The following is a 26,071-nucleotide window of genomic DNA, read 5'->3' as shown; positions in this document are numbered from 1 at the left end:
GAATGATAATGAATTGGAACTATTTTACCTTTGCCAAAACACATCCTGGAAAGGTAAGGCCGCACAACGAAGATGCTTTGCTTGATATGTCTGATCATGGTGTTTGGGTCGTCGCTGACGGGATGGGTGGACACAGTGCTGGCGATATCGCAAGTCAGATGTTGGTCGATCGTATCGCGCGTTATGTAAAAGATTCAGACTCGTTTGGAATCGATGAACTAAGACATGTGGTCCAGCAAGCAAACCGAGAAATTTACCATTATGCACAAGCCCAGTTAGAAGGGAAAACAATGGGAACCACACTCGTTTTGCTGTTAGTGCAAGACGGTTATTACCATTGTTTATGGGTTGGTGATAGTCGTATTTATCAATTAAGAGCGAGCACTTTCTCACAAAGAACACGTGATCACAGCCAAGTGATGGATTTGGTTGAGCAGGGGCTACTCGCATTTGAAGACGCAGAGTCTCATCCGCTTGCAAATGTGATAACTCGTGCGGTGGGAGTAGATAAAGAAGTGACCATAGATCAAATCTCTGGACAGCTCGCGGACGGTGACCAGTTCCTGTTATGTAGTGACGGTTTATCTAAAGAACTGACCAACGAAGAAATGCACAAAACCTTGTATGCAGATTCTGTCAATCAAGCTGGATTAGCCCTCATGCATTCAGCCTTAGTCCGTGGTGCGAGTGACAATGTCACGTGTGCGTTGGTGAAAGTGTGTAAATCAGAGAATGAAATTGAATTGCCACGACACGAAGACGCGACGATTCCAGTCTTCTTAAGAGGAAGGTCGCATGAGTGATATGTTTGATTGGTACGATGTAGCTCTTGAGCCTATCTCTGAGGAAAATCCAACTGGTATCGATCCTCGCGAAGATGTCTCCCCCCAGTCGGCTTACTATCGTTTAAAAGATCATAGAATGGCGGCACGTAATGCAGAGCGAAATGCCATCATCGAAGAGGAAAGCATCCTTACTCATACCAACTTATGGCGTGTATTTGTTGATGAGGTTCCTGACATTCTCGCTTCACAATCTAAAGACTTGGAATTCGTAGCTTGGCTTATTGAAGCATTAACTCGAATTCATGGCTTTCGTGGATTAGGCCTTGGATACCAATTGGCAACGACTTACATCGAAAAGTACTGGGATCAATTGTACCCAATGCCGGATGAAGATGGCATGGAAACCCGAACTTCCTCGATCATCGGACTAAATGGCATTGATAATGAAGGTACATTGATTTTTCCAATTGCCTCGGTGCCGCTAACAGATGTGGGTATAGAACAAGCATATGCATTCTGGGAGTACCAACAAGCTGTTGAGCTAGAACGGTTAGATGAAGACAAGCGTCGTTCGAAAGTTGACCAAGGTGCAGTGGAGATGTCGAAAATTGCAGAAACCGTAAAAGCCACGTCGGATGAATTTTACCAGCAACTGATTGGTGATTTGGAATTTGCAATGATTGCTTTCAGTCAGTTCAGCGAAAAACTTGATGAAGCGGTTGGTGACGTCACCCCAAGCTCTTACATATCAAAAAAATTAGATTCAATACACTCGGCACTTAAGCATTTGTTAGGTAGCCGATTTAAGACGCCTAAAGTAGTTGCAGAACTAAATGAATATGACGGTGAAATCGAAGTGCAAGAACAGTCTTCACCTCTCCAACCACAAGCACTACTAACAACTAATATGCAGTCTCGTGAGCAAGCCATTGAACAATTGCAACAGGTCGCTGACTTCTTTAGAGAGAGTGAGCCACATTCACCAGTTTCTTACTCCATCGAACAAATTATTCGTTGGTGTGGAATGCCTCTGCCTGAATTACTGGCGGAATTGATATCCGACGGGGATGCAAAGAACAGTTATTTCCGTTTAGTTGGCATAGCAGAACAAAATGAAAATTAAGAAAGGGAGAACGGTATGACGAGTATCCACTCGAAACTGTCACGAGTGAGGAAGCCTCGTGTTCACATTACTTATGATGTTGAAACCGAAGGGACAACGCTAAAAAAAGAGCTTCCTTTTGTTGTCGGTGTAATGGGTGATTTTGCAGGCCAAAATACAGAAGCCTTGAAACCACTTAAAGACCGTCGTTTTATTCAGATCGATCGTGACAACTTTGATGATGTGCTTAAAAAGATGAGCCCATCAGTAAAGTTTAAAGTCGCGAACAAATTAGCAAACGATGATTCTCAATTCGAGGTCGATTTAAGTTTCAAATCGATGCAAGATTTTGAACCTGCGGCGATTGTGAATCAAGTGGATCCGTTGCGTCAGTTAATGGAAACGCGCAACAAACTCCGTGATTTAATGACGAAAGTCGACCGATCTGAGGAGCTAGAAAACATTCTAGAGGATGTTCTGAACAACACTGAGAACCTTACTAAACTAGCGGGTGAACTCAAACTTAGTGAGCCTGTTCCTTCAGATAATCCAGAAGGAGCTCAGTAATGACTACACAAGTTGAAAAGCAACTAGATCCAACAGTTAGCCAGCAAGCGTCTTCATTTTTGGAGCAAGCGATCGGAGCGACGAAGCAGACAGAATCCTCTCGAGCGCAAGAGCTGATAAAAACGCTGGCAGAAGAAGCGATGAAAGGCACTGTAACTTGGAATAAGAACTTAACAGTGACATTCCGTGAAGCCATTAATTTGCTAGACCAGCAAATCTCAGAGCAATTGTCTGAAGTTATGCATCACCCTGAGTTACAAAAACTAGAAGGCTCTTGGCGTGGTCTCAATTACTTAGTGATGAACTCTGATACGAGCTCTACCTTAAAGGTTCGTATGATCAGTATTACTAAGAAAGAGCTTCATAAAGACTTGAGTAAAGCGGTAGAGTTCGACCAAAGCCAAATCTTTAAGAAGGTCTATGAGTCTGAGTTCGGTAGTGCCGGCGGTGAACCATACGGCGCTTTGATTGGTGACTATGAATTTACTAACCATCCAGAAGACATTGAATCACTTCGTTTAATGTCGAATGTGGCCGCTTCAGGTTTCTCTCCATTCTTGTCCGCCGCTTCACCAGCTTTGTTTGGTTTTGATGAGTGGACAGAGCTTTCGAAGCCACGTGATTTAGATAAAGTTTTTGAATCTCTTGAATACGCACAATGGCGTTCATTCCGAGAGAGTGCGGACTCACGCTTTGTAAGCTTAACCATGCCCAAAGTATTAGCTCGTTTACCTTATGGTCAAGCGACTTCTCCGGTGGAAGAGTTTGGTTTCGAGGAGTTTGAAGTCGACTCAGTTTCAGGTATCGCGACTAATGCTGAGCATAATGATTACTGTTGGATGAACTCTTCTTACGTGTTGGGGGCAAAGCTTACAGACGCGTTTTCTAAATATGGTTTCTGTACTGCCATTCGTGGTGCTGAAGGGGGAGGTCGAGTGGATAACTTACCGACACACTTCTTCATGAGTGATGATGGCGATCCTGATATGAAATGCCCAACTGAAATTGGCATTACAGACCGACGTGAAGCGGAACTAGGTAAACTTGGTTTCCTACCATTGTGTCACTACAAAAACACCAATTATGCGGTGTTCTTCGGTGCTCAAACTTGCCAAAAAGCAGCCAACCATGATTCGCCGGATGCCACTGCTAATGCGGCTATTTCGGCTCGCCTACCTTATATGATGGCAACTTCCCGTTTCGCGCATTATTTGAAAGTCATGGCCCGTGACAAAATTGGCAGCTTCATGGAGGCTGAGGACGTGGAATCGTGGCTAAACCGCTGGATCCTAAGTTACGTCAATGCTTCTGAGGGGGGGGGGCAAGAGATCAGAGCAAAATATCCGTTGGCAGATGCTCGTGTTCAAGTAAAAGAGATTCCTGGTGCACCAGGTTCATACAATGCTGTGGCTTGGTTGAAACCTTGGCTACAAATGGAAGAGCTCACCACATCACTTCGTTTGGTTGCAAAAATCCCGCAATCGGGTGGTTAAGCACGTTGTGGTTGGCTGTCTTGGCCAACCACACTTTCTAGCGGAATAGGCTTGATACATGCGCAAACATACGTCATTAAATTTCTTAGACCCAAGTGAATTGAAGCACGAATTTAGTCCCCTTGGGTGTGCGGAACTTGATAGCCATTGGATGAATAAATTTATCGATTCAATGGATTCACTACATTCGGCAAAAGTATGGTTGGAAGGTACTAAAAGTTCAAACATGGAGAGTTTTCGACATAGCCTGATGAGTGCTATAGATGAGATTGATGAGCTACTCGAAAAACAACTCAATGAGATAATCCATCATTGTGCTTTCCAGAAGTTAGAGCGCAGTTGGATCGGCCTTCGCTATTTATGTGCTCAGGTCGATGGGCAATCATCAGAAGAAGTTAAGGTAAAGCTCCTTTCAGTAACATGGGACGAAATCAGTAAAGACGCATTAAAAGCGATCGAATTTGATCAGTCTGCATTGTTTAAACTTCTGTATCAAAACGAATATGGAACACCAGGTGGAGAGCCTTTTGGGTTAGTCATTGGTGATTACGAGCTTCGTCACGACCCTGTTACTAACCATTTTGATCGTGATTTATCTGTATTGAGTAAGGTATCTCAATCAGCGGCTGCGGCGTTTAGCCCTTTTATATTGTCAGCGACACCGGGTGTTTTTGGGGTGAATCGTTTTTCTGAGCTTTCAGCGATTGGTGATATTTCGACTCAATTTGAACAAGTGGAATATGGGAAGTGGCGAAGGCTACGAGAATCAGAAGAGTCGAAATTTATCGGCATCACTGCACCAAATGTCTTGTTTCGCCAGCCGCATGGCAGCGATGGAACACGAGCGGAAAGTTTTCAGTTTGAAGAGAAAATTGACGACTCAGAAACACAACTTTTATGGGGAAGCGCAGCATATAGCTTCGGTGCCATTGCAATAAGAACGTATCAGGAACACGGTTGGTTTACTCACATGAGAGGAATAAAAAAAGGCGACTATACTCAAGGCCTTGTCCTCGCTCCAACGCGTAGTCAGATTCAGTTTAATGTGAAAAATTCACGTGATAGAAGCCCTTTAAACGTAAAGCTTTCTGAGTCACGAGAGCAGGTTTTAGCAGATAACGGTTTCATGTCACTTACCCCTGTACCGGAAACAGACATGATTGGGATGACATCGAATGTTTCTCTACATGAACCACAGCGATACCAAGAAGCGCACATCAGCGTAAACGCGAAATTATCATCGATGTTGCAGTATACCCTTTGTGTATCTCGAATTGCTCATTACATCAAAGTGATGGGACGGGACAAGATTGGTAGTTACCAAGATTCGTCTGCAATACAACGAGATTTTCAGCATTGGTTACACCAATACACGACTGCTTCTGATGAAGCGTCCGATGAGCTTAGGGCTAAGTACCCCCTGAACGAGGCAAGTATCGCGGTGAAAGAAAAGCGTGATGCGCCGGGGCATTATTATTCGGTGATTCATTTACGTCCTCATTTTCAACTCGATCAAATGGTATCGGCGATCAAATTAATAACGGAGTTATCACCAGAAAAGGTGGTGTAAGGAATCAAAATGACAAAATGGAAAAGCGCGTTAGCAGAAGGCAAGTTAACAGAAGCACTAGAAGTACTCATCGAGAATATAAAAGCTTCTCCTAAAGATGCAACTCTTCGTAGTTCTTTCATCGAGCTTCTTTGTATTGACGGTAATTTTGAACGGGCGGATGAACAGTTGATGCAAGCGATTAAACTGTTCCCAGAATATCTTTCTGGAGCCAGTCAACTACGTCACTTCGTTAAAGCAGCTCAAGCCCGTAAGGATTTTTTTCATGGAGCAGCAACGGCTCAGTTTGTCAGTGACCATGAAGGGCTGAATAGGTTATTGATTGAATTCAACTTAGCACTAAAAAATAATGACCAACGTAATGCCTACAACTTAACGTCTGAGATAGAACAACAACGCGTCAAAAAATCATTTAGTCAGGGCGGTAATATTTATGATGACGTTCGAGACATAGATGATCAATTGGGTGGATACATAGAGCTCTTTTCGACTGCAGGCAATTACTTCCTTGTGCCTATCGCCAATGTGAAACAGCTTGAACTAAAAACACCATCTTCACTATTAGAGACGATTTGGCGTCCCGTTGAATTCGATATAGAAGGTCTAGGTGAAGGCGAGGGTCATACGCCTTTGACTTACATTGGTTCTCAAAGTGATGCCCAAAAACTAGGTAGAGAAACGGATTGGCAACAAGTTGGAGAGCAAGAGTTATTCGTTGGGTTGGGTCAAAAGTGCTGGTTAGTGGGTAAAACTGCACTTCCTCTCTTTGATTTGAAATTACTTGAAGAAACCGTATTAACAGCTTAGAGGTCGCGATGGCTTTAGAGGCGTCATTACTGGACAAACTAATCGACTCAGATCCGAATGTTCGTGAAGAGAAAGACTTTCCAGCAAGTTCTCAGTCCTTACTTAATAACTTATTAAGGGATGTTGAAGCCATGCTGAATAGTCGAATTGGTTGGCGTGAACTTCCTGATGATCTTTTAGAAGTTCGAGACTCCATTTTAAACTACGGTCTGCCAGACTTTTCTTCAATGCCATACAGCAGCCAAGAAGGGCAAAATCAGCTTTGTGAAATTGTTTGCGATGCAATAAAGGAGTTTGAACCGCGTCTAGAGTCTCCTTTGGTGAGTATTTTAGGTGAGAAAAGCGCCACAGATCGAACGCTGAGGTTAAAAATTACCGCAACCTGCCTAATTGGAAGCAATACCCACGAAGTCACATTTAACTCAGAAGTTGAACCGGTGAGCCTTGGTATGAAATTGAGTAGAACAAAATGAGTGAAGAGTTCCTAAAGTACTACAATCGCGAGTTGGCTTACTTACGCCATAAAGGACAGGAGTTCGGTGAGCAATACCCTAAGATCGCATCTCGTTTGAGAATAAGTGAAGAACAAGTCGAGGATCCTCATGTAGAGCGACTTCTTGAGGGGTGCGCATTTTTAACTGCGAGAATTCGCCAAAGTTTAGACAACAGCTACCCTCAATTCACAGAATCACTGCTGGGGCAACTCTACCCAGATTTTCACGCGCCAATTCCTTCCATGTCGATTGTGAAAATGACGTGCTCGGAATCCACCAATGCCTATTTTGATGTTGTCTCTGGTGAACGTGTTGTCATCGGCGCTCCAAGATTTAAAGAATGTGAATTTAGAACATGCTATGAAACGCGAATGTACCCATTACGCGTAAATGATTGCTCATTTGAAAATGCGCCTGTGAAACCTATGGGGTCTCGATGGGAGCAAGTGGCAAACTCGATGCTTAACGTTCAACTTCATGCCAATGATAGTGAAAGTGCAATTAACCTGATGGGCATCGACACCTTGAGGTTTTACCTCAATGGCCAACCTCAACTTACACAGAAGTTGTATCAAATGTTATTCCAAAATCTTGTTGGATTGTCGGTATCCGTTCAAGGGAAAGAAGTCGCATCGTATACGAAAAGGCATCTGAAATCTGTGGGGTTCTCGGATTCGGATAAAGTTGTGCCCTATGGCAAAAGAAGCTTCTCAGCGTCAAGAATGTTGGTTGAATACTTACATTTCCCTGAAAAATTTATGTTCTTTGACCTGATTGATTTAGAACTCAATAAACTTGATTTAGGCGAATCGATAAGCCTCTGTTTTTTCTTTGATTCCACAGACGACTGGTTACCGAAACAAGTCGACAACGAAAGCCTAATGCTGGGCTGTACTCCAGTCATTAACCTCTTTCAAAGTACCATGGAACCTAAACGTTTACTGCCATCTGAGTACGATTACCATTTGTCGCCTCAATACCAAGAAGCAGAGAGTAATGAAGTTGTTTCGATTACCAATGTGACGTTGAGAAACTGGAATAAGACTTATGAAAATTTGCCTTGCTATTATGCTGGTGAACATACGCACTACATGGGAAATAGTGACATTTATTGGTTAATGAGGCGAGAGGACAAAAACTGGGCTGGTGGATACGACGAACCCGGGCGAGAAACGTATCTGTCTTTTGTGGATAAAAAACATCAACTCTTTAGCCCAGAGAGCCGTGAAAATTGGCTTATGTACGTACAAGCGGAGTGTTGCAATCGGAACCTGCCGCAAAAACTTCCGTTTGGTGGTGGTTTACCAGAAGTATCATTACCTGACGTTAACGATAACTTTGAGTCAGTACGTTGTTTAGTGTCTTTATCTGAAACAGTGAGGCCTGAAATGGATGAAAGTACGCGGTGGCAACTGACCAAGCTACTCACACTGAATCATTTCACACAAGACGATGGACTGGCAGTGCTCAAACAGACCCTGAACCTATATGCTTTTTCTGGTACGGCAGAAACAAAGGCTCTGATTGATGCGCTTGTGAAACTCGAGTTTGAAAAAGTGGCCGGGAGAGTGAGCGAGCAAGGGAAAATGGGGTTTGCCCATGGTGTTAAATTGATTCTTACTGTATCAGACCAAATCCTCCTTAAAGAGCAAATATTCTTTTTAGGCTGTGTGTTATCAGTCTATCTCTCTCAGTACGCTGAAGTGAATATTTTTACTCAACTAGAAGTTAAGTTGAAGTCGACAGGTAAACGCTTTTATCAATGGCCATCGCTTACCGGCGATAAGGTTCTGCTATGAAGACTGAAGACTTTTATCGTCAATTGAAACAGCGTTCGTTGTTTGAAGCGTTACACTTGATTGAACAAGAAGTACTTCGAGTGGAGGCACAGTTAGGTTCCGATGCGCTACCTAGAGACGAAAAGATATCGATTAAGGTCAATCCTGCGTTAGGTTATGAGAATTCTCAGTTGTGTGCCGTAAAAGCGATCAGCCAGAGCAAATTAAGGTTAGAGACAAACTTAATCGGATTAACGGGTGAGCAAGGTGTTTTGCCACAGCATTACAGCGAACTTGCATTGAATCGTCAAAAAGAAGGAGACAACGCAATGGTCGATTTCTATGACATTTTTAATCATCGGTTACTGTCTCTTTACTACCGTAGTTGGCAACTGACTCAACTTACTTCACAGGTTACTGCTCATTCGGTAGGACGACGATCGCCTCTTTGTAGCATGTTAGAGTCGGTGACAGGACAAACCCAGCATCTTGCTAATCATTTTGCAGGGGTGTTTGCTTCATCGAATCGTAGTAAAAGTGCACTTAAAGGAATGCTCGAAAGCCTCTCAGGATGTGATGTCCGCTTAAATGAATTTCAGGGGCAATGGTTGCACCTCACGGGAGAAGATCAAACTCGACTGGTTTCTCAAAACATGCCGGAAGGTCAATTCGCTCAATTAGGCAGTGGTGCTTCAGTAGGATCTAAAGCTTGGAACATCAATGCGGGCGTGACAATTGAATTCTTCCCAAACACGACGAAACAAGTGAAGCAACTCTTACCTAATACATCTTGTGTGCATACGATGAAATCTATAACACACGATTTTCTTGGTAAGCATAAGCGAGTTAAATGGAAGTTAACGACTCAACATAAATTCCTTCCTCAGGTTTGTATCTCAAAACAAGTCGGTCAATTGGGCATTGGTTCTGTATTGACGAAGCATAAGCGTACAAAAGACCGCAGAATAACAATTACCATTTAAAGGATTCACAATGGCTTTATTATCACTATCAGCGTTGGTTGAGAGGCTATCTCCGCATGCAAGAGAAACGTTAGAGCATGCTGCCGCAATGGCCAGCTCTCGTACTCATCATAGTATTGAAATGACGCACTGGTTAATTGGTATTATCCAACATCCGTCTGGGATATACGCGGACGCCTTTCGTAGCCAAAATATCGATGCTAGCCGAGTGGAGTCACAGTTGCTCGAACAGTTAGAAAAGTATCGAACAGGATGCGATTCGGTCCCTGGGTTGTCTGAACATACCGTTACCATCATGCAGAATGCAATGATGATTACGACGATTGAATTTAATCAAGAGCAATTGAGTTGTATCCATTTATTAAGAGCTTACTTAACGGATGATACTTTGGTTACGATGTTGAATCAGCCTAGCTCAGAATTAATGAAAATTGATGTAAACACATTGTTGGATGTTAATGAATCTGAATCAAAGCATCTCGCCTCTAACGCAGGGATTAGTAAGAGCAAAAACGCTGCACTTCACCAATTTACTGTTGACCTTACAGAGCAAGCAAAATTAGGGAAAATCGACCCCGTTGTCGGTCGAGATGACGAAATCCGTTTAATGATCGATATTTTGCTACGCCGCAGACAAAATAATCCAATCTTGACAGGTGAAGCTGGCGTCGGAAAAACTGCCGTTGTCGAAGGATTGGCGCAAAAAATTATCGATGGTGATGTTCCCTCTGCATTAATGAACGTTTCAATAAAATCGTTAGATATGGCACTACTGCAAGCAGGCGCGGGCATGAAAGGTGAATTTGAAAACCGATTAAAGAATGTGATTAAAGAGGTTAATCAATCGGAAACACCTATCATACTTTTCATTGATGAAGCCCATGGTTTGATTGGTGGGGGAGCGCAAGCAGGTCAAGGCGACGCGGCAAATATTTTGAAACCGGCGTTGGCCCGTGGCGAGCTTAGGACAATAGCGGCGACAACATGGGCGGAATATAAAAAGTATTTCGAGAAAGATGCAGCACTAACTCGACGTTTTCAAGTCGTTAAGATCGATGAACCTATGCCAGAAATTGCAATTGCAATGTTGCGAGGGTTGTTGGACGTGATGTCGAAACACCATGACGTGTATATCACAAATAAAGCTTTGGAAGCTGCTGTTCAACTTTCTGCACGATACATAAATGGTCGTCAATTGCCTGACAAGGCAGTTTCTGTTCTTGATACCGCATGCTCTCGTGTTGCTCTAAGCCAATCATCCACGCCAGGAACATTGGATAGTAAACGAAAAGATCTTCAAATAAGAGAGTTGGAACTTGACCAACTGTACAAAGAGTCTCAATTCGGTTCGGCGAATGACCATAAAATTTCTGATATTAAAGAAAAAATTAATGTTCTACATGGTGAGATTCTTGAATTAGAAGAAATTTGGCAAAAAGAAAAACAATGGGTCGATGAAGCAAAACTAATACGGCATAAGATTCAACTTCAGGAAGGTGAAGCTAATGAAGAAGACAAGAATCGTTTAGTAAGTATTGAGAAAGACTTAAGCTCAAACTCTCAACCTCTTGTCTTTTCACACGTTAGCGAAGCCTTAATTGCTGAGGTGATCTCAGATTGGACTGGTATCCCTTTAGGAAAACTGCAAGATGATGACATCAAAGCGGTTCTTACACTAAAAGAGACACTAAGTCATAGAGTGGTAGGGCAAGATCACGCACTCGAAGTCATGTCAGAGGTTATCAAAACTGCGAGCGCGCAACTCACTGATGAATCGAAACCTAATGGCGTTTTTCTGCTTACAGGCCCAAGTGGAGTCGGTAAGACAGAATCTGCGCTGGCGATAGCGGAAAAAGTGTATGGTAGCGAAGATAATGTTACGACAATCAATATGTCTGAGTTTAAAGAAGAACATAAAGTCTCTCTATTGTTAGGTTCACCTCCTGGTTATGTCGGTTATGGTGAGGGCGGGGTTCTCACAGAAGCGGTAAGACGTAGACCTTATAGTGTGATTTTATTGGATGAGATGGAAAAAGCGCACGCGGGTGTGCAAGATATTTTCTATCAGGTTTTCGATAAGGGCATGATCAAAGATGGTGAAGGAAGAGATATCGATTTTAAAAACACCATTATCATTATGACTGCCAATACAGGAACGGAGACGACAATGTCTCTATTTGAAGACCCTGAGTTAGCCCCAGAACCAACAGCTTTAAAAGAGGCGCTACGGGAGGATCTTCTGGGTGATTTTAAACCTGCGTTTTTAGGGCGAGTCAACGTACTTCCATATCTGCCGTTAAATAAAGAAGTATTAAGTAATATTGCTTCTTTAAAATTACAGAAAATATCCGACAGAATTCAAAGAAACTACAATGCCAAATTAACGTTTAGTGATTCATTAATAAATGACATAGTTAATAATAGCAATGAGTCAGGGAGTGGTGCTAGGGTAATACAAACTACGATTGAAAATACGCTGTTACCAAAAATTTCCCATGAGATATTGAGTTCTATTCTTAATGGTAAGACATTTGAGGAAATTAACGTTAATGGAGAAATTAAATCACTTAACGTCTCACTTATTTAACAGCGGTTTCAATGTAAAAATAAATTGAGACTCGCTTCATATTAACTTTGTTTTTTGGAAAATAGTGCTTAATTAAATTCAAATTAAACGATATAAAAGAGCGTATTTAAAATAAAGTTTTTGATACATAAGTCATTAATTATCAATGCCGATTTGATGATTAAATAACTACGCAATATGTCAATTATTAATGCTATAGGAGATTAGCATGCAGTCTAACACGTATCTTAAATATGCAGATATTAAAGGTGAAGCAACTGCTGAGCAGTACAAGGATCTAATTACACTACTATCTGTAGATTGGAGTGTTGGTCGTGAAATTTCATCATTCACAGGTACCGCAATGGACCGTGAAGCTAGCGCGACTCGCTTGTACGATTTAACTATCACCAAATTGCAAGATCGTTCATCACCAGATCTATTTAAAGAAGCAACGATTGGTAAAGGTAAACCTGCGGTATTCCATATTACTAAGCAGGGTGAAAAAGTAGAAGAAATCATGAAAATCGAACTTACTGATGCAATGATTTCTAATTACTCTGTTTCAATTCAAGATGATCGCCCGATTGAAACAATCACTATTTCATACACTGAAATGATGATGACAGTGACACCTACTGATGATAAGAACAATACATCAGCGCCACTAGTATACGGTTACAGCGGTGTTAAAGGTCAACAAATGTAATTAATTTGCGGGGATCCTTTCCCCGCATTTTTTAAGAAGTGTACAATGAAAAAAGCAACTCAAGACAATAACTTCATTAGAATTTTTACACCATTTGGTGAGGATGCAATAATTCTGAATTCCTTCGAGTATAAAGAGGCTGCTTCAGAGCTTTTTTCATTGCATGCTTACGCTTATTTTAATGGGCAACAAGCTGAGTTAAATCAGATTATAGGCAAAGAAGTGACGATCAGTATGGATAATCATTCATTGGTATCGTTACAACCTAGATATTTTCATGGCGTAGTTTCTAGGGCTAAACTGTCTGGGACTCGAGTTTCGACTGTTGATAGGGGTGAGCAATATAAAAATATAGAGTTGATAATCGAACCAAAGTTATGCTTCTCAAATTATCGGACAAATTGCAGAATATTTCAGTATAGAGATGTGAAAGAGATCGTATCAGAAATTCTTGCTGAGCATGAAATTACTTTCAGTTTTAAGCTTACTAAAGCTTACACCAAATACACATATAAAGTGCAATACGAAGAATCTGATTTGGCCTTTGTAAGGCGAATTTTGGCGGAGGAAGGTATCGCGTTCTGTTTTTTACATTCGGATTCAGATCATGTCATAGAATTTTTTGACGATATCAGTTACTACACCCCTTCGGCAGAATTTATTGTAGAGCACTCAACTGGTAGCGCAGCATCTAGCCATATCTTCTCATGGAATGAAACTCAGTCCCTCACGACAAAAAGCAGTCATTTGTCCGGTTTCAATATGTTGAAGCCAAGCTCTTATCCGAAGCACTCTGCTAACGGGTCAACCAACTTCTTCACCGTTCCAGTCAGTGAGCATTACGAGTATTTGGCGGAGACTGAAACCAATGACCAATTCGCATTAAGAAACATGCATAACATCGAGTCATTGCAACAAAATGTTTATCAATGCATGGGGGAAACGAGTTGTCGATCATTTACGGTTGGAACGTGTTTTAAGTTCAAAAAACATGAAGATAAAAGTCGAATTGGTAAAGAGTATGTGCTGTCTTCTGTCTCCGTTTCAGCTTCGGTATTCAATCAGACAGGTCAGGGTGGTACCGCCAACCAAGGCGTGAGAGTTGCTTTTTATTGTGTTGATTCAAAAACGATATTGCGTCCATTAGCTAGGTTTGGAAAACCACAAGTTCGAGGCCTTCAAACGGCCATAGTGACAGGAAACAAAGAAGGTGAAATCTACATAGATAAGCATGGGCGAATCAAAGTTCAGTTCCACTGGGATCGTCAAGGAGAGCATGACGCAAACAGTTCATGTTGGATACGTGTTGCTCAGACAGTAGCAGGAAATGGTTGGGGGAGTGCTTTTCATCCTAGAGTAGGACAAGAGGTTATTGTTGACTTCGTTAACGGTGATCCAGACCAACCTATCGTCACGGGTTCTTTGTATAACGGTAACCAAGGAACACCGTATAGCTTGCCGGATCAAGCATCCCAAAGTGGTTACAAATCTCGATCAGTGCAGAAAGGTGGCAGCAATTTTAACGAATTACGTTTTGACGACAAACCTGGTGAAGAGCACGTCTATTTACACGCCGAAAAATTATTTCAAATGTTGGTAGAAGATTCCGCGGAAATTACCGTTGAAAATAACAAAACGGAAACCGTGACCAACAATGTAACGCAGGACATCGGCCAAAACTCGACGCTTAACGTTGGAAAAAATCATAAAACTGACGTTGGTGAGGCCTTGTTGGTTTGCGCTGGGAAGAGTATCGAAATTAAAGTTGGCGGAGCGTCGATACAAATGTCTAGCTCTGGGGACATCAATATTAAAGGAAATAAGATCTCGATCAACGGCTCCACTATCGGTCTGAAAGCTGGCCAAATATCTTTGAACTAGGGAGAAAGCAAATGGGAAAACCCGCTGCTGTCTTAGGAAGTCATCACGTCTGTCCAGCTAAAACCGGAAAAGTACCTCATCAGGGCGGCCCTATAGCGATAGGTTCTGCAAACGTAAAAATTTCAGGTATTCCAGCTGCGAGGCAAGGCGATAAGCTAGTATGCGTTGGACCTCCTGATAGTGTTTCTTCGGGCTCCTCCAGCGTTAAGATCAATGGAAAACCGGCAGCCAGACTAGGAGACTCTACTGCCCATGGTGGAAAAATTGTCGCTGGCGTCACTACGGTTTTAATTGGGGGATAAATGCCGATCATATTTGACCCTGTTTTTTGTGTTCTAAACGGAAGAGAATTCTCTATTGAACAATATGCTAACAACACACTTAACGTGTCTGATGATGCTATACGTGTAAAGAGTCATGCCAATAATTTGGAAGATGGGGTTCAATCGTTACTCGAGAATCTTAGTCATCACATTCATGGTTTTGACATTCAAGCGCCGGTGTGTGTGTTACTTCCTCGGGTATCATGCAAGTCAGTGCTGAAGCGTATTTCCTCCGTTATTTTGTCGTTGTTTAATCTTGAAGCTAATCCACTTATTCGTTTCTATCCTTATGGTGAAGCGTCGCTCTTAATGGCATTGAGTCAATTGGAAGAGCTTAGTCATCAAAACACAGTTCCATGGATTATTGCGATCAACCTTGCACAGAGTTCAAGCAGCAAGTTTGATGTATATGATTCATTAGTTGTGGCGCGTTGCGTTGCGGTTAAAGAGGGGCTTAACGTTCGGACTCAATCAATAGATCTCGAACTTACGCCATTAAATACGGCGACAGATAATATCGTTCGGCAGTTAGGCAACGCTTCTGAACAAAGCTTTGATGAACTCTTATTGTCTATAGGAATTGAAGAAGAGCCACAATGGCTCAACTCGATTCACTTTTTGTCTTCATGGATTAGTGCGGAGACTCGATACATCTTTTCCGATTCCCGAACAGGCCCTTTAGGGGCGTGTGGTGGTCTTCTAAAAGCACTCTCTCTCTGTCATCGACAACGCGTTAAACATGTCGAGAACTTTCAAGTCTTACAAGTGGATATAGAGACTCAAGGCTATGCCATTGGCACGATTTTCAATTGGTGTAGTGAGTAAAGATTTAAAATGAATTCACAAAGGATTGTTAAGCTCACAACGCTGGACGGCGAAGCCTATTTGTTTTCTTCGCATCAACCCCCATTTGGTAAACAGGAACGATTCACGTCTGTCAGAGCGGCTGAAATCTTTGTCGAACGTTTTTATTACTCTGCGTTTGATGAACTCAGAGAAATTGCGTCTTGGTCTACTGCGACCACGTATTTCTCCGCAGAGATGAAAGAGCTCACTGACGAGGACCTTTATAAGCGTATTGCTGAGAGTTTATTTGAGCAATCGTTGTTCGCCTTTCAGTCACCTCAACAAGCGCCTAGTACCTATTACCCCCCAACAGAGATACCTACTGATCTAATTGCCAAGACGAACGATAAAAAAGCAAAGTCGACAGATGACAGTCCTCATAAAAGCGAGAGTAAAAGTAGTGATACTCCCCAAAATGAGAGCAGTAAAAAACATGCAAAAGCAGGTGATCCTGTCTCTTTGGTTACGGGCGAAGAAAACTTAACACTAACTGATGTGCGACTACCTTTCGGCTTAGTGTGGCAGCGGACTTACCGATCTTCGCTTTCTGATAAAAATACAGGACTTGGTTTTGGTTGGCGACATATCTTCCAGTATGAACTGAAGGATGTACTGGATGAGAAAGAACAGATTATTGGCTGGCTCTTTGTAGATGAAATGGGAGACTCCATCTTATTTCCCCCTGTTTCTAAAGGAGGGGTGAGTTACCAAACTTATACCGATTCGACTTGCCAATATCATCCAAATGGTTATCGATTGGTTACGATAAATGGCAGTGTACAAGTCAAGTTTGTTCAAGTAGAGGAGCTCTGGTTAGCTAGTGAGATTCGACTTGGGCTCATGAAAACGGTAAATCTAGAATATTCACGTAATCACCGTATCACCCAAGTAAACGTCAATCGACAAGCAAAACTTGAATTACAATATAACAAGCAAGGATTACTTGTTGAAATACGCCATCCTACAACCCTAGCTACTCTAGCTGAGTATCAATATGACCGTACCTTTTGTTTAACCAGGGTCACGGATGAACATCGGCAAGCAGAATCTTATCAATATAGTGATACCTGTTTACTAACTAGACGAACACGTGCAACAGGATTTTCGCATTATTTTGACTGGATAGGTCGAGGCGTGAGTGCTAAGTGCGTAAGTAATTGGGCGGATGATGGCGCGTATCGATATACTTTTGAGTTCCAACCGACTCAATCGACTGTTGTCGATCCGAGAGGTCATGCATGGCGATACAAACACAATGAACAAGGAAAGTTGCTTGAGCGTGAAAGCCCTGAATCAAGACGCTGGGTATATGAATATGATTCGAAAGGGCACTTGGTAAATGAAGTATCACCGGATGGCTGCTACGTCACTTACGCCTATAATCAATTTGGGCAACTAAAAAACAAACGGCATTCTTCAGGTGCAACGGAACATTTTGACTATGATGAATTCGGTTGTAGTACGAGACATCAGTTGCCTGACGGTGAAACCATTGAAAACCAATTTAACGCGCTCGGCCAACTGGTTTGGCAACAAAGTAAAGAAGGTAAACAAGAGCGATACCGATACGATAAACATGGCCGCTTAGTTGAAAAGGTTATTGACGCTGGCGCATGTGTTCAATGGTGGTGGGATGATGAGCATCAACTTAGAGCGAAGAAAACCAATAAAAGTCTCTTTCGCTACAGTTATGATGAACATGACCTTGTAAATGGAATCGCTTATCCGGAAGGTCTTGTCTCCGGCTTTGAGCGCAATCAAAATCGTCTACTTACCCGTCTGTATTTTCAGAATTCGAAAGATGAAATTTTACGCGAACATCGATACGAATATGACGACTACGGCCGTGTCAAACTTATCAGTACACCGAGAGGGGAAGTAGAGATCAATTGGAGCAGCCTTGCTCAACCTGTAGAGGTTTTTAAACAAAATAAAAGCGTCATGTCGTTCTCTTATGACGAAGAAAGGAACCTTAAAACTATCGAGCGTTCCGATGGTTGTAAGTACGAATTTGCATATACACCTGATGGACAAATTCAGTCGACGATAAACTTCGACCAAATACATACAAGTTATACCTACGATAAGGCTGAGCGACTAAGCAAGATTAGGCGCCGGACTAACCAAGTTAGCTTTCGTTATGATGACCTTGGGCGAGTCGTCAATATTCGAGCAATTGGAAGCGGAAAGGGAGTAGAAAACCATTTCCAATATAGCTTAGGCGGTAAACTAATCAACGTGCATAATTGCTTCTCGATGTCTTCTTATACCTATAAAGATACAAAATTGGTAAGTGAACAGCAGGGACGCTATTCCTTCCACAACAGATATCTTAATAACGGTTTACTCCAGTCCCAATGTTATAGTGACGGTACTGAAATCTCCTACCAATACGACGAGTACGGTGTGGTGTGTTCCATTTCTATTCAAGGGGGGGCGCACACCACAATACAGTTTAAATACGATGACTTACAGCGAATAACTCGTATTCAGTATGGCACTAAAGGGGAAACAAAAGAGTTTGATGGATTAGGAAGACTAAAGCGTCAAATATGGGAGAGTTTGGAGCGAAAGTATCATTACAACGCACAGCATCTTTTATCTCTTATCGTCGACAGTGAGAAGGGGCCCCAACATTATCAATATGATGACCTCGGCCATTTAGAAAGGGTAAAGACGCAAACCTCTGAGGAGTCATACATCTATGACAGTTTTGGCAACTTTAATGATGAAGGTGCACAGCTAGAATATGACCGCCTTGTTGAATACCATGGCGTCAGGTACGACTACGACGAACTAGGTAACAGAACCAGTAGTCAAGGTAATGGATTAGAGCAGCGCTGTACTTACGATGCTAAAGGGCAGCTAATTTTTGTCGAGAGCGAAGGGCGTTTATGTCAATTCGAATACGACGCACTAGGCCGAAGAATCAAGAAAATCAGTGAAAATGGCACCACTGAATTTATTTGGCAAGGAAGTCATTTAGTCGGCGAGTATTCTCGTTCGGGTTATCGGTGGTATCTATATCAACCAAACAGTTTTGTTCCGCTTGCTCTTATTGAAAACGGTGAGTGTTATTTTTACCAATGTAATCAAATCGGAACCCCAGAACGTTTGGTGGACTCTAAAGGGCAGGTAGTTTGGCAAGCAGCATACGATACCTTTGGATTTGCTCACGTTGCAATCGAGACGGTTAAAAACAACCTTCGCTTACAGGGGCAGTACTTCGATATTGAGACTGGTCTGCACTACAACTTAGCACGCTACTACGACCCTCAAATAGGTCGATTTATCCAACCCGACCCCCTAGGGCTGCTTGGTGGAACCAACCACTATCAATTCGCACCAAACCCTGTCTCGTGGGTTGATCCTCTGGGTTTATGTGCAAAAGAGGATGCGCATACAGTTCTAGCAGGGCATAACGATAATGCACCGGAGAGGATGGTCTACGAAAAAGCAGCGGTTAATATTTCTGGGCCAACGATTGAGGAACTTATCGCAGATCCGACTTTACAGGGTATTAACGCTGTAAATATCGATCCAATATCGATGATGGTCGAAGGGATTGAAGATATGATAAATGCAGGGAACGCATTTATCGATAATCCTTCATTCTCTACTGCAACGAGTATGGCTATCACCGCAATACCAGGCAGATATGCGGAAAAAGTTGTCGATGAACTGCCGCTGAAAAAACTCGATAACGCCATGGTGAAGTCTTTGAGCACCATGAAGCGATTTAAAGTGCCTTGTTTTGAACCTGGGGCAACGATTAAAGGCAAGTTCAAAGGCAAAGAGCGTGAATTGGAAAGTCATTTTGCTCGCCAACTAAGGCATCAAGAAGCGGGTCTTAATGACTTGACCGTGGGGGAATACATCGAAAATCGCAATCGTTACAAAGAAATGAAACGAGCGGGAACGGGTATGGCTCAGGAGGATTTCAGAAAGCAGTTTTCTCGTCAATTGAATAGTTCGCTAGCTGAAAGCTTTAAGTTGAAGATGAGCCCTATGGACGCCAAAAAAGCGGCGAAACAAAGAACATCTGAGATTATGGATAACCTTGCGGCTTTGCATGATCCAGATATGATTGCAGGCGGGGCTGACAAGGTGAATAGGATGGGGAATAAAGGGGTTAACTCCTCAATTGGCTCTCAGTGGCGCACAAAGTCGCGCTTAACTCAGATGGATGAGCAAGCACAACGTGCATTTGAAAACCTAGGACCAGATGCCAAAATGAATGTTTCGCTGGAGCGCTGCCCATTACGTGGAATTAAATAAGATGAATGACGAATATTTTGAAATGTTTATAGAAGAGTTTGGCGAGCCGACCGAACATATTCAGGCAACTGACCAACAAGTTGAAGCATATCGAGGCATACTTCCAGATCAGCTACTTAAATACTGGCAAATGGTCGGTTTCTCTGGCTTTAACGATGGTCTATTCTGGATCACCAATCCCGCAGAATTTGAAGATGTGCTTGAATCTTTTCTTGACGATACAGAGTTCGCACACTTTGACAATTACCATGTGATCGCTCGAAGCGCCTATGGTCAACTCTATTTGTGGGGAGAGCGAACAGGTGCGTCACTCGATATAGCGACACACTTAAATTGGATAATGACAAATCAAGGACACGCAAAAGACATTTCTAAAGGCGATGCTAATATTGCAATTCAAAGCTTTTTCGGTTTTCAAGATAAAGAATATATAGACGTAGAAGTTAGTTCAAAACCTCTCTTTCCGTCTGCGATTAAAAAACATGGTCCAGTGGGTAAAGAAGAAGTGATGGTGTTTACCCCTTACCTATTTATGGGGGGCAAGAAGTCCGCAGATGCTATGACCAAAGAAGATCTACATGTATTTTTACAGGTTATGGCGGATTTAGGGGGAGCCGAAATTATCGATATGGCGTCAATGGTCGGCAATGTCCTTAAAAGTCACAGAGAGTAACCCGTCCTGCATAGCAAAACTCAAGCTCACGCTTTGTGGGCTCTTTTGTTTACCCAGTATCGATCTAGATAGATATCTTTTAAACAATCAGTTTGGCTGAATAGTGATCACACACAAGGCAAGAGTTCTTAGCTTAAACTCAGATATTGAAGAAGAAGTTACGCTTGAAGTTAATGGTGTCGAATTAACCTGTTTTGCCGGGGTGTGCCCCTATGAATTGTATATTGGGCAAGAATATCCCGTTACATTTGAAATGTTGGATTTTGAATTAACAGAGCAGGAAAGTGCAGACGAAACTAGTATGACAAGGGTCGATAGTACCTATGCTTATAAGCTATTAGGTAGACTAAACGGTGGGACCATAGACGCTGGACTTAAGATTTGTGATGATTTTTTAGAGTCTGATTATGTATATTTGGATGGTCAGTTTATTTGTCTCCGTGTCGAGCGGTTGGACGTAGAATTTTTAGATAGGTAAACCGAGTGCTTAGGGCATGTTCTTTGCTCCCAAATAATGATCGGGTTTGTGCAAATAAATTAGGCAAAGGATATAAACGCAAATGAATAATGAAAACTCTACACTAGTTCGCTTTGTTATGAATGTTGTAAATTGAAAAAAGTACCCCATCAATCCTATAGCCTAGATGGACTGAAAAATGGTGAGTGTTTGTGTGTGGTCAATCAAGATGATTCTTGGAAAGTTGTATACAACAGTCAAGGAAGAATTACGTCTGTAACTGAATGTCAAAATGAAGAAGATGCGTATGAGGAACTATATCGCCAAATCTCAGATGCTTATGGTTGGTAGATTTTAAGTGCACACAATTAGCTCGTTTTTACTTTAACTCCAGCATACGCCACAAACCACATGAAAAGCTTACGAACTCACGATATCCTAGGGGGATAATAAGGTAGCGCCATGTAGATGGCAGAAAGTGAATTCGAATGAAGTTTATCCATACCTCAGATTGGCATCTTGGCCGACAGTTTCATAACGTCTCTTTACTTGACGATCAGCAAGCCGTTCTTGACCAGTTAATCCAATACATTGAAAACAACCCTGTTGATGCAGTGGTAGTTGCTGGTGATATTTATGACCGTTCTGTCCCACCAACCATTGCGATTGAGCTACTTAACAAAGTAGTGAAGCGAATCTGTGGTGAGCTAAACACGCCGATGATTTTGATTTCTGGCAACCATGATGGTGCAGAGCGCTTGGGATTTGGCTCTGAGCAGATGAAAAATGCGGGTCTTCACATTATCAGTAACTTCGAAGACATGCTTACCCCTGTTGTTATTGAAACCGAAAGCGCAGGGCAAGTGGCTTTTTATGGCATGCCTTATAACGATCCTGAGCAAGTCCGTTTTGCCTACCAAGAACCCGTTTCGACCCACGATCAAGCGCACAAGCTACTCGCAGGAAAAATCACTGAGCAGTTCCAACCAGAGCAACGCAACGTGTTAGTCAGCCACTGCTTTGTCGATGGTGCCATTGAGTCTGAATCTGAGCGTCCACTTTCGATTGGTGGTTCTGACCGCGTCAGTCACGAGCATTTCCTCAACTTTGACTATGTAGCGTTGGGGCATTTGCATCAGCCACAGAAAAAAGGCGAAGAATACATTCGTTATTCTGGTTCACTGATGAAATACAGCTTTGGTGAACAAAACCAGAAGAAAGGTTTCACGCTGGTGGAAATCGACCAAAACGGGTTTGTCTCGGCCGAGCATCTTGACCTTGCTGCACCTCATGAGATGCGAATCGTTGAAGGTGAGCTTGAACAAGTGATAGAGCAGGGCAAAACCGATCCGAAAAACGAAGACTACTTGTTGGTACGTTTGATGGATAAGCACGCAATCTTAAACCCAATGGAAAAGCTACGTACTGTTTACCCAAATGTTTTGCACCTAGAAAAACCGGGAATGTTAATTGGTGTCGAACAGGAAATGGCGCAAGCAAAGTTGGCGAGAAGTGAGATAGACATGTTCCGAGACTTCTTTTCGGAAGCGCAAGACAGCCAACTATCGCAAGAACAAGATCAAGCGATAAGTGACATCATCAAACAACTTTCTCAGCAGGCTTAGTAAGGACCAAACATGAAACCCATTAAACTGACAATGCAGGCTTTTGGTCCGTTTGCTCAAACAGAAACGATTGAGTTCGACAAACTGGGAACTAACCCTTTGTTTCTCATCAACGGTCCTACTGGTTCGGGTAAAACCTCGATTCTCGATGCGATTTGTTTTGCACTTTATGGTGAAACGACGGGTAACGAGCGCCAAGGTATTCAAATGCGTTGCGATATGGCAGCGCCAACGTTATTGACCGAAGTGACGTTAGAATTCTCTTTACACGGCAAGTCTTATCGAGTGATTCGCTCACCAGAACAAGAAGCACCAAAGGCGCGTGGTGAGGGCATGACTGTACGTAAGCATACCGCAGCTTTGTATGAGATTACGGACGAAGAAAAGCTGATCACTAGCAAAACAACGCAAGTAAAGACAGAGGTGACCAATATTATTGGCTTGAACGAAACTCAGTTCCGTCAAGTGATGGTGTTGCCACAAGGTAAGTTTCGAGAGTTGTTACTTGCGACATCCAAAGAGCGGGAAGAGATCTTTGGTCAGCTATTCCAAACGGATATCTACAAGAAGATTGAATACGCACTGAAAGACAAAGCGAGTGCCATTAGCAAAGCTAAAGACGAGTTTGATAACCAAATTCGAGGCGCACTGCAGGTGGCTGGTGTTTCTTCCGAAGCGGAGTTGACAGAGCAGCGTGAAATCTTATCTGTTCAATTTGAATCTGTACAAAAGCAAGAGCAAGAATCTCTGGCGCAATTAAATGCGGTAAAAACGGAACTGCAAAAAGCAGAAGCGCTGAGCAATGAGTTTAAAAAGCGCGAGCAAGCCGAAGTTGCATTGAAGCAACATTTGGAACAGAGCGATGCTGTCTTATCACGTCAATTGCAGTTAGACAATGCGAAGAAGGCAAGCAAGGTTGAGTTGCCTTATGTCACGTTACAAAATGCCTCAAAGCAAACGCAAGAGCTTGAGCAAAAGGTGGCTAAGCTATCTCAAGATCTTACTGTGGCAAATGACGCGGTAAAATCCAAAGAAGGCGCATTGCAAACCGTGAAAGAACAAGCTGCACAATTGCCAAAACTGACAGAGCAGCAATACCAACTTGAAGGCATGAAAGGAAAGTTGGTTGAAAAGTCAGAGCTAGAGAAAGCCATTAACGTAGGTTTGGCGCAAAAGTCGGAGTTTGAGGCAACGCTTAAGAAATATATCGCTCTGAAAGAGAAGTTAACGCTAGAGGCGCAACAAGGTCAGAAGTCACTGGATCAAGCTCGAGTCGATGTTGCAAGTATTGGCAGTGTAGAGGCTGAGATAAAACAGCAACAACGTTTGATGCAAGACCTACAAAAGCTTACGGGCTTAAACCAAGAGCTGGCGAAATTGGATGCGTTGACGCTTAGCAAACAAGCTTCGGTTGACCAAGCTAAAGCGCGATACGTAGAACTTCAACGCTCAGCAGATACACTTGAATTGAACTGGCATAATGCTCAAGCCGCTGTATTGGCTCAGCGCTTACAAGCCGGTGAAATGTGTCCGGTGTGCGGTAGTGTAGAACACCCTCAACCCGCTCAATTTGTTGGTGAAGAGGTAACAAAAGAGCAAGTTCAGCGTGCTCGAAACACCGAGCGAGAAGGGCAAGTTGCGCTTAACCAATTGAACAATCAGTTGGAGCAGCACAATATCGCAATCGGACAATACAAGCAGCAGATTGAGCAACTATCCGCTGAACTTGGTCAAAACGCATCAATGGATTTAAGCGCGTTACAAGCGTCCATGCAGCAGCTCAATGAACGTCTACAGCAATTGTCATCGATTAACTTGGTTCAGTTGGAACAAAGCGTCAATGAGTTAAACCAGCGTTGCATCACTGGTGAAAGTAAGATCAATGATCTGCAAAACCAGATGGCAGCGAATGAATCGACGATAAAAGTGAATCAAGAGCAATTGGCTAAACTCTCAGCTTCGTTAGATGCTAAGTACTCGTCACTTGACGTTCTTGAGCAAGAGATTGTTGCGATTCAAAAACAGATTACCGAGTTAAATACCGCATTCGAGTCTGCACAAAACCATTTGCAACAAGCCGTGCTGGCGAAGACCAATATTGAAAGCCAACTGACAACCAATCAACAGTGGTTGAATGAGGCACTCGATCGTTTGAACACAGCCAAAGCTGATTGGAACCAGGCTTTGCAGGCGAGCGCATTCGAGGATGAGGCGCAATTCATAGCATGTAAAGTTGATGAAGCCGAGATGCAGATTTGGCAGCAAGAAATTGATGTGTTCAAACAGACCCAAATCAAGCTAGAACAAACATTGGCAGACTTGAGTTCAACATTGAAAGACTTGGCATTGCCTGATTTAGATGACCTTAACGTTAAGTTAAACAGCATTCAGCAAAGTTATGTTGAAGCGCGTAATCAGCTTGATAGCACGCGCTCTCTGTTTGAACGTCTAAAGAAAGTCCGTAATGACATCGCGACGTTACATGACAAGAACACTAAGTTAGAAGACGAATACAAAGTGTTTGGCACCTTGTATGACGTTGCAAGCGGTAAAACGGGTAGCCGTATCAGTCTGCACCGATTTGTCCTTGGTGTGTTATTAGACGATGTATTGATTCAAGCCTCACAGCGTTTAAGTCTGATGAGTAAAGGTCGTTATATCTTGGCTCGTAAAACTGAAGGCTTTAAAGGTGCTGCAGGGCGAGGCTTAGATTTGGTGGTTGAGGATAGCTACACAGGTAAAACGCGCGATGTCGCGACGTTATCAGGTGGTGAATCTTTCATGGCAGCGTTGGCATTAGCGCTCGGTCTATCTGATGTTGTGCAGTCTTACAGTGGCGGTATTCGCTTGGATACGCTGTTTATTGATGAAGGTTTTGGCAGCTTAGATCCGGAATCTTTGGATCTTGCGATTCAAACCTTGGTCGACTTACAACAAACGGGTCGCATGATTGGCGTGATTTCTCATGTATCTGAGCTGAAAGAGCAAATGGCGCAACGCATTGATGTCGAACCGTCGCGACTTGGTTCTACAGTTTCTGTGAAGTCTCAGATGGCATTTGATTCTTAATCGGTAAAGGTAAACGGTACCGATAAACATTGATAAACAAAAAGCCCAGCTAGATTACGGTGTAA

19 protein-coding genes are annotated in these 26,071 nt (G+C 42.7%); all 19 read left to right on the top strand.

Annotated elements, in window-relative coordinates:
* Positions 1 to 8 precede the first annotated feature (8 nt).
* The 19 genes from OQJ86_RS04655 to OQJ86_RS04565 all read left to right on the top strand — a co-directional run bounded on the left by OQJ86_RS04655 (position 9) and on the right by OQJ86_RS04565 (position 26,006).
* Positions 9 to 803: a PP2C family protein-serine/threonine phosphatase gene (locus OQJ86_RS04655; RefSeq protein ID WP_104028252.1), complete on the top strand. Its 795-nt coding sequence runs from the start codon at positions 9 to 11 to the stop codon at positions 801 to 803.
* Complete coding sequence (gene tssA, locus OQJ86_RS04650; protein ID WP_104028251.1) at positions 796 to 1,908, top strand: type VI secretion system protein TssA; 1,113 nt, start codon at positions 796 to 798, stop codon at positions 1,906 to 1,908. Before OQJ86_RS04655 ends, tssA begins: the two co-directional genes overlap by 8 nt.
* Positions 1,909 to 1,923: 15 nt before the next feature.
* The gene (gene tssB / locus OQJ86_RS04645) at positions 1,924 to 2,454 is read left to right on the top strand and encodes a type VI secretion system contractile sheath small subunit (RefSeq protein ID WP_038878444.1); all 531 of its coding nucleotides are present in this window, start codon (positions 1,924 to 1,926) and stop codon (positions 2,452 to 2,454) included.
* Positions 2,454 to 3,947: a type VI secretion system contractile sheath large subunit gene (gene tssC, locus OQJ86_RS04640; RefSeq protein ID WP_038867695.1), complete on the top strand. Its 1,494-nt coding sequence runs from the start codon at positions 2,454 to 2,456 to the stop codon at positions 3,945 to 3,947. The genes tssB and tssC (OQJ86_RS04640) overlap by 1 nt, the downstream gene beginning before the upstream one ends.
* Positions 3,948 to 4,005: 58 nt before the next feature.
* Complete coding sequence (tssC, locus tag OQJ86_RS04635; RefSeq protein WP_171374730.1) at positions 4,006 to 5,517, top strand: type VI secretion system contractile sheath large subunit; 1,512 nt, start codon at positions 4,006 to 4,008, stop codon at positions 5,515 to 5,517.
* 9 nt (positions 5,518 to 5,526) lie between these two features.
* On the top strand, positions 5,527 to 6,324 hold the full coding sequence (locus OQJ86_RS04630; RefSeq protein WP_265986768.1) for a type VI secretion system accessory protein TagJ: 798 nt from the start codon (positions 5,527 to 5,529) through the stop codon (positions 6,322 to 6,324).
* An 8-nt stretch (positions 6,325 to 6,332) separates the two neighbouring features.
* Entirely contained in the window at positions 6,333 to 6,797 is a 465-nt protein-coding gene (tssE, locus tag OQJ86_RS04625; protein ID WP_038867691.1) for a type VI secretion system baseplate subunit TssE, read from the top strand.
* Entirely contained in the window at positions 6,794 to 8,617 is a 1,824-nt protein-coding gene (tssF, locus tag OQJ86_RS04620) for a type VI secretion system baseplate subunit TssF (RefSeq protein ID WP_038867690.1), read from the top strand. The genes tssE and tssF overlap by 4 nt, the downstream gene beginning before the upstream one ends.
* The gene (tssG, locus tag OQJ86_RS04615; RefSeq protein ID WP_265986765.1) at positions 8,614 to 9,579 is read left to right on the top strand and encodes a type VI secretion system baseplate subunit TssG; all 966 of its coding nucleotides are present in this window, start codon (positions 8,614 to 8,616) and stop codon (positions 9,577 to 9,579) included. The genes tssF and tssG overlap by 4 nt, the downstream gene beginning before the upstream one ends.
* 10 nt (positions 9,580 to 9,589) lie before the next feature.
* Positions 9,590 to 12,166 carry a type VI secretion system ATPase TssH gene (gene tssH / locus OQJ86_RS04610; RefSeq protein ID WP_265986763.1) on the top strand — a complete coding sequence of 859 codons (2,577 nt, stop codon included), beginning with the start codon at positions 9,590 to 9,592 and terminating at the stop codon, positions 12,164 to 12,166.
* Positions 12,167 to 12,374: 208 nt separating this feature from the next.
* Positions 12,375 to 12,854, top strand: coding sequence for an Hcp family type VI secretion system effector (locus OQJ86_RS04605; RefSeq protein ID WP_038867685.1), 480 nt, complete (start codon positions 12,375 to 12,377; stop codon positions 12,852 to 12,854).
* A 45-nt stretch (positions 12,855 to 12,899) separates the two neighbouring features.
* The gene (tssI, locus tag OQJ86_RS04600) at positions 12,900 to 14,735 is read left to right on the top strand and encodes a type VI secretion system tip protein TssI/VgrG (protein ID WP_265986758.1); all 1,836 of its coding nucleotides are present in this window, start codon (positions 12,900 to 12,902) and stop codon (positions 14,733 to 14,735) included.
* 11 nt (positions 14,736 to 14,746) lie between these two features.
* Entirely contained in the window at positions 14,747 to 15,037 is a 291-nt protein-coding gene (locus OQJ86_RS04595) for a PAAR domain-containing protein (protein ID WP_265986757.1), read from the top strand.
* Positions 15,038 to 15,883 carry an NAD/NADP transhydrogenase beta subunit gene (locus tag OQJ86_RS04590; RefSeq protein WP_265986756.1) on the top strand — a complete coding sequence of 282 codons (846 nt, stop codon included), beginning with the start codon at positions 15,038 to 15,040 and terminating at the stop codon, positions 15,881 to 15,883.
* A gap of 9 nt (positions 15,884 to 15,892) precedes the next feature.
* Positions 15,893 to 20,182, top strand: coding sequence for a polymorphic toxin type 15 domain-containing protein (locus OQJ86_RS04585; protein ID WP_265986754.1), 4,290 nt, complete (start codon positions 15,893 to 15,895; stop codon positions 20,180 to 20,182).
* 1 nt (position 20,183) lies between these two features.
* A complete protein-coding gene (locus OQJ86_RS04580) occupies positions 20,184 to 20,855 on the top strand; it encodes a GAD-like domain-containing protein (RefSeq protein ID WP_038878423.1) in 672 nt (223 codons plus the stop codon).
* Between the two features lie 103 nt (positions 20,856 to 20,958).
* Positions 20,959 to 21,333 carry a hypothetical protein gene (locus OQJ86_RS04575; RefSeq protein ID WP_265986751.1) on the top strand — a complete coding sequence of 125 codons (375 nt, stop codon included), beginning with the start codon at positions 20,959 to 20,961 and terminating at the stop codon, positions 21,331 to 21,333.
* A 467-nt stretch (positions 21,334 to 21,800) separates the two neighbouring features.
* Positions 21,801 to 22,937 (top strand): exonuclease SbcCD subunit D, encoded by a 1,137-nt coding sequence (locus OQJ86_RS04570; protein ID WP_265986749.1) that lies wholly within the window; start codon positions 21,801 to 21,803, stop codon positions 22,935 to 22,937.
* 12 nt (positions 22,938 to 22,949) lie between these two features.
* Positions 22,950 to 26,006: an AAA family ATPase gene (locus tag OQJ86_RS04565; protein ID WP_265986747.1), complete on the top strand. Its 3,057-nt coding sequence runs from the start codon at positions 22,950 to 22,952 to the stop codon at positions 26,004 to 26,006.
* Positions 26,007 to 26,071 lie beyond the last annotated feature (65 nt).

Source organism: Vibrio sp. Sgm 5, from assembly GCF_026241575.1.
GTDB lineage: Bacteria > Pseudomonadota > Gammaproteobacteria > Enterobacterales > Vibrionaceae > Vibrio > Vibrio jasicida.
Note: the sequence above shows the minus strand (reverse complement) of the source record. Positions and strands in the feature narration are given on the sequence as shown.

Coding starts and splice junctions, on each gene's coding strand:
- OQJ86_RS04655 (WP_104028252.1), top strand. CDS start 9: ATGAATTGGAACTATTTTACCTTTGCCAAAACACATCCTGGAAAGGTA.
- tssA (WP_104028251.1), top strand. CDS start 796: ATGAGTGATATGTTTGATTGGTACGATGTAGCTCTTGAGCCTATCTCT.
- tssB (WP_038878444.1), top strand. CDS start 1,924: ATGACGAGTATCCACTCGAAACTGTCACGAGTGAGGAAGCCTCGTGTT.
- tssC (WP_038867695.1), top strand. CDS start 2,454: ATGACTACACAAGTTGAAAAGCAACTAGATCCAACAGTTAGCCAGCAA.
- tssC (WP_171374730.1), top strand. CDS start 4,006: ATGCGCAAACATACGTCATTAAATTTCTTAGACCCAAGTGAATTGAAG.
- OQJ86_RS04630 (WP_265986768.1), top strand. CDS start 5,527: ATGACAAAATGGAAAAGCGCGTTAGCAGAAGGCAAGTTAACAGAAGCA.
- tssE (WP_038867691.1), top strand. CDS start 6,333: ATGGCTTTAGAGGCGTCATTACTGGACAAACTAATCGACTCAGATCCG.
- tssF (WP_038867690.1), top strand. CDS start 6,794: ATGAGTGAAGAGTTCCTAAAGTACTACAATCGCGAGTTGGCTTACTTA.
- tssG (WP_265986765.1), top strand. CDS start 8,614: ATGAAGACTGAAGACTTTTATCGTCAATTGAAACAGCGTTCGTTGTTT.
- tssH (WP_265986763.1), top strand. CDS start 9,590: ATGGCTTTATTATCACTATCAGCGTTGGTTGAGAGGCTATCTCCGCAT.
- OQJ86_RS04605 (WP_038867685.1), top strand. CDS start 12,375: ATGCAGTCTAACACGTATCTTAAATATGCAGATATTAAAGGTGAAGCA.
- tssI (WP_265986758.1), top strand. CDS start 12,900: ATGAAAAAAGCAACTCAAGACAATAACTTCATTAGAATTTTTACACCA.
- OQJ86_RS04595 (WP_265986757.1), top strand. CDS start 14,747: ATGGGAAAACCCGCTGCTGTCTTAGGAAGTCATCACGTCTGTCCAGCT.
- OQJ86_RS04590 (WP_265986756.1), top strand. CDS start 15,038: ATGCCGATCATATTTGACCCTGTTTTTTGTGTTCTAAACGGAAGAGAA.
- OQJ86_RS04585 (WP_265986754.1), top strand. CDS start 15,893: ATGAATTCACAAAGGATTGTTAAGCTCACAACGCTGGACGGCGAAGCC.
- OQJ86_RS04580 (WP_038878423.1), top strand. CDS start 20,184: ATGAATGACGAATATTTTGAAATGTTTATAGAAGAGTTTGGCGAGCCG.
- OQJ86_RS04570 (WP_265986749.1), top strand. CDS start 21,801: ATGAAGTTTATCCATACCTCAGATTGGCATCTTGGCCGACAGTTTCAT.
- OQJ86_RS04565 (WP_265986747.1), top strand. CDS start 22,950: ATGAAACCCATTAAACTGACAATGCAGGCTTTTGGTCCGTTTGCTCAA.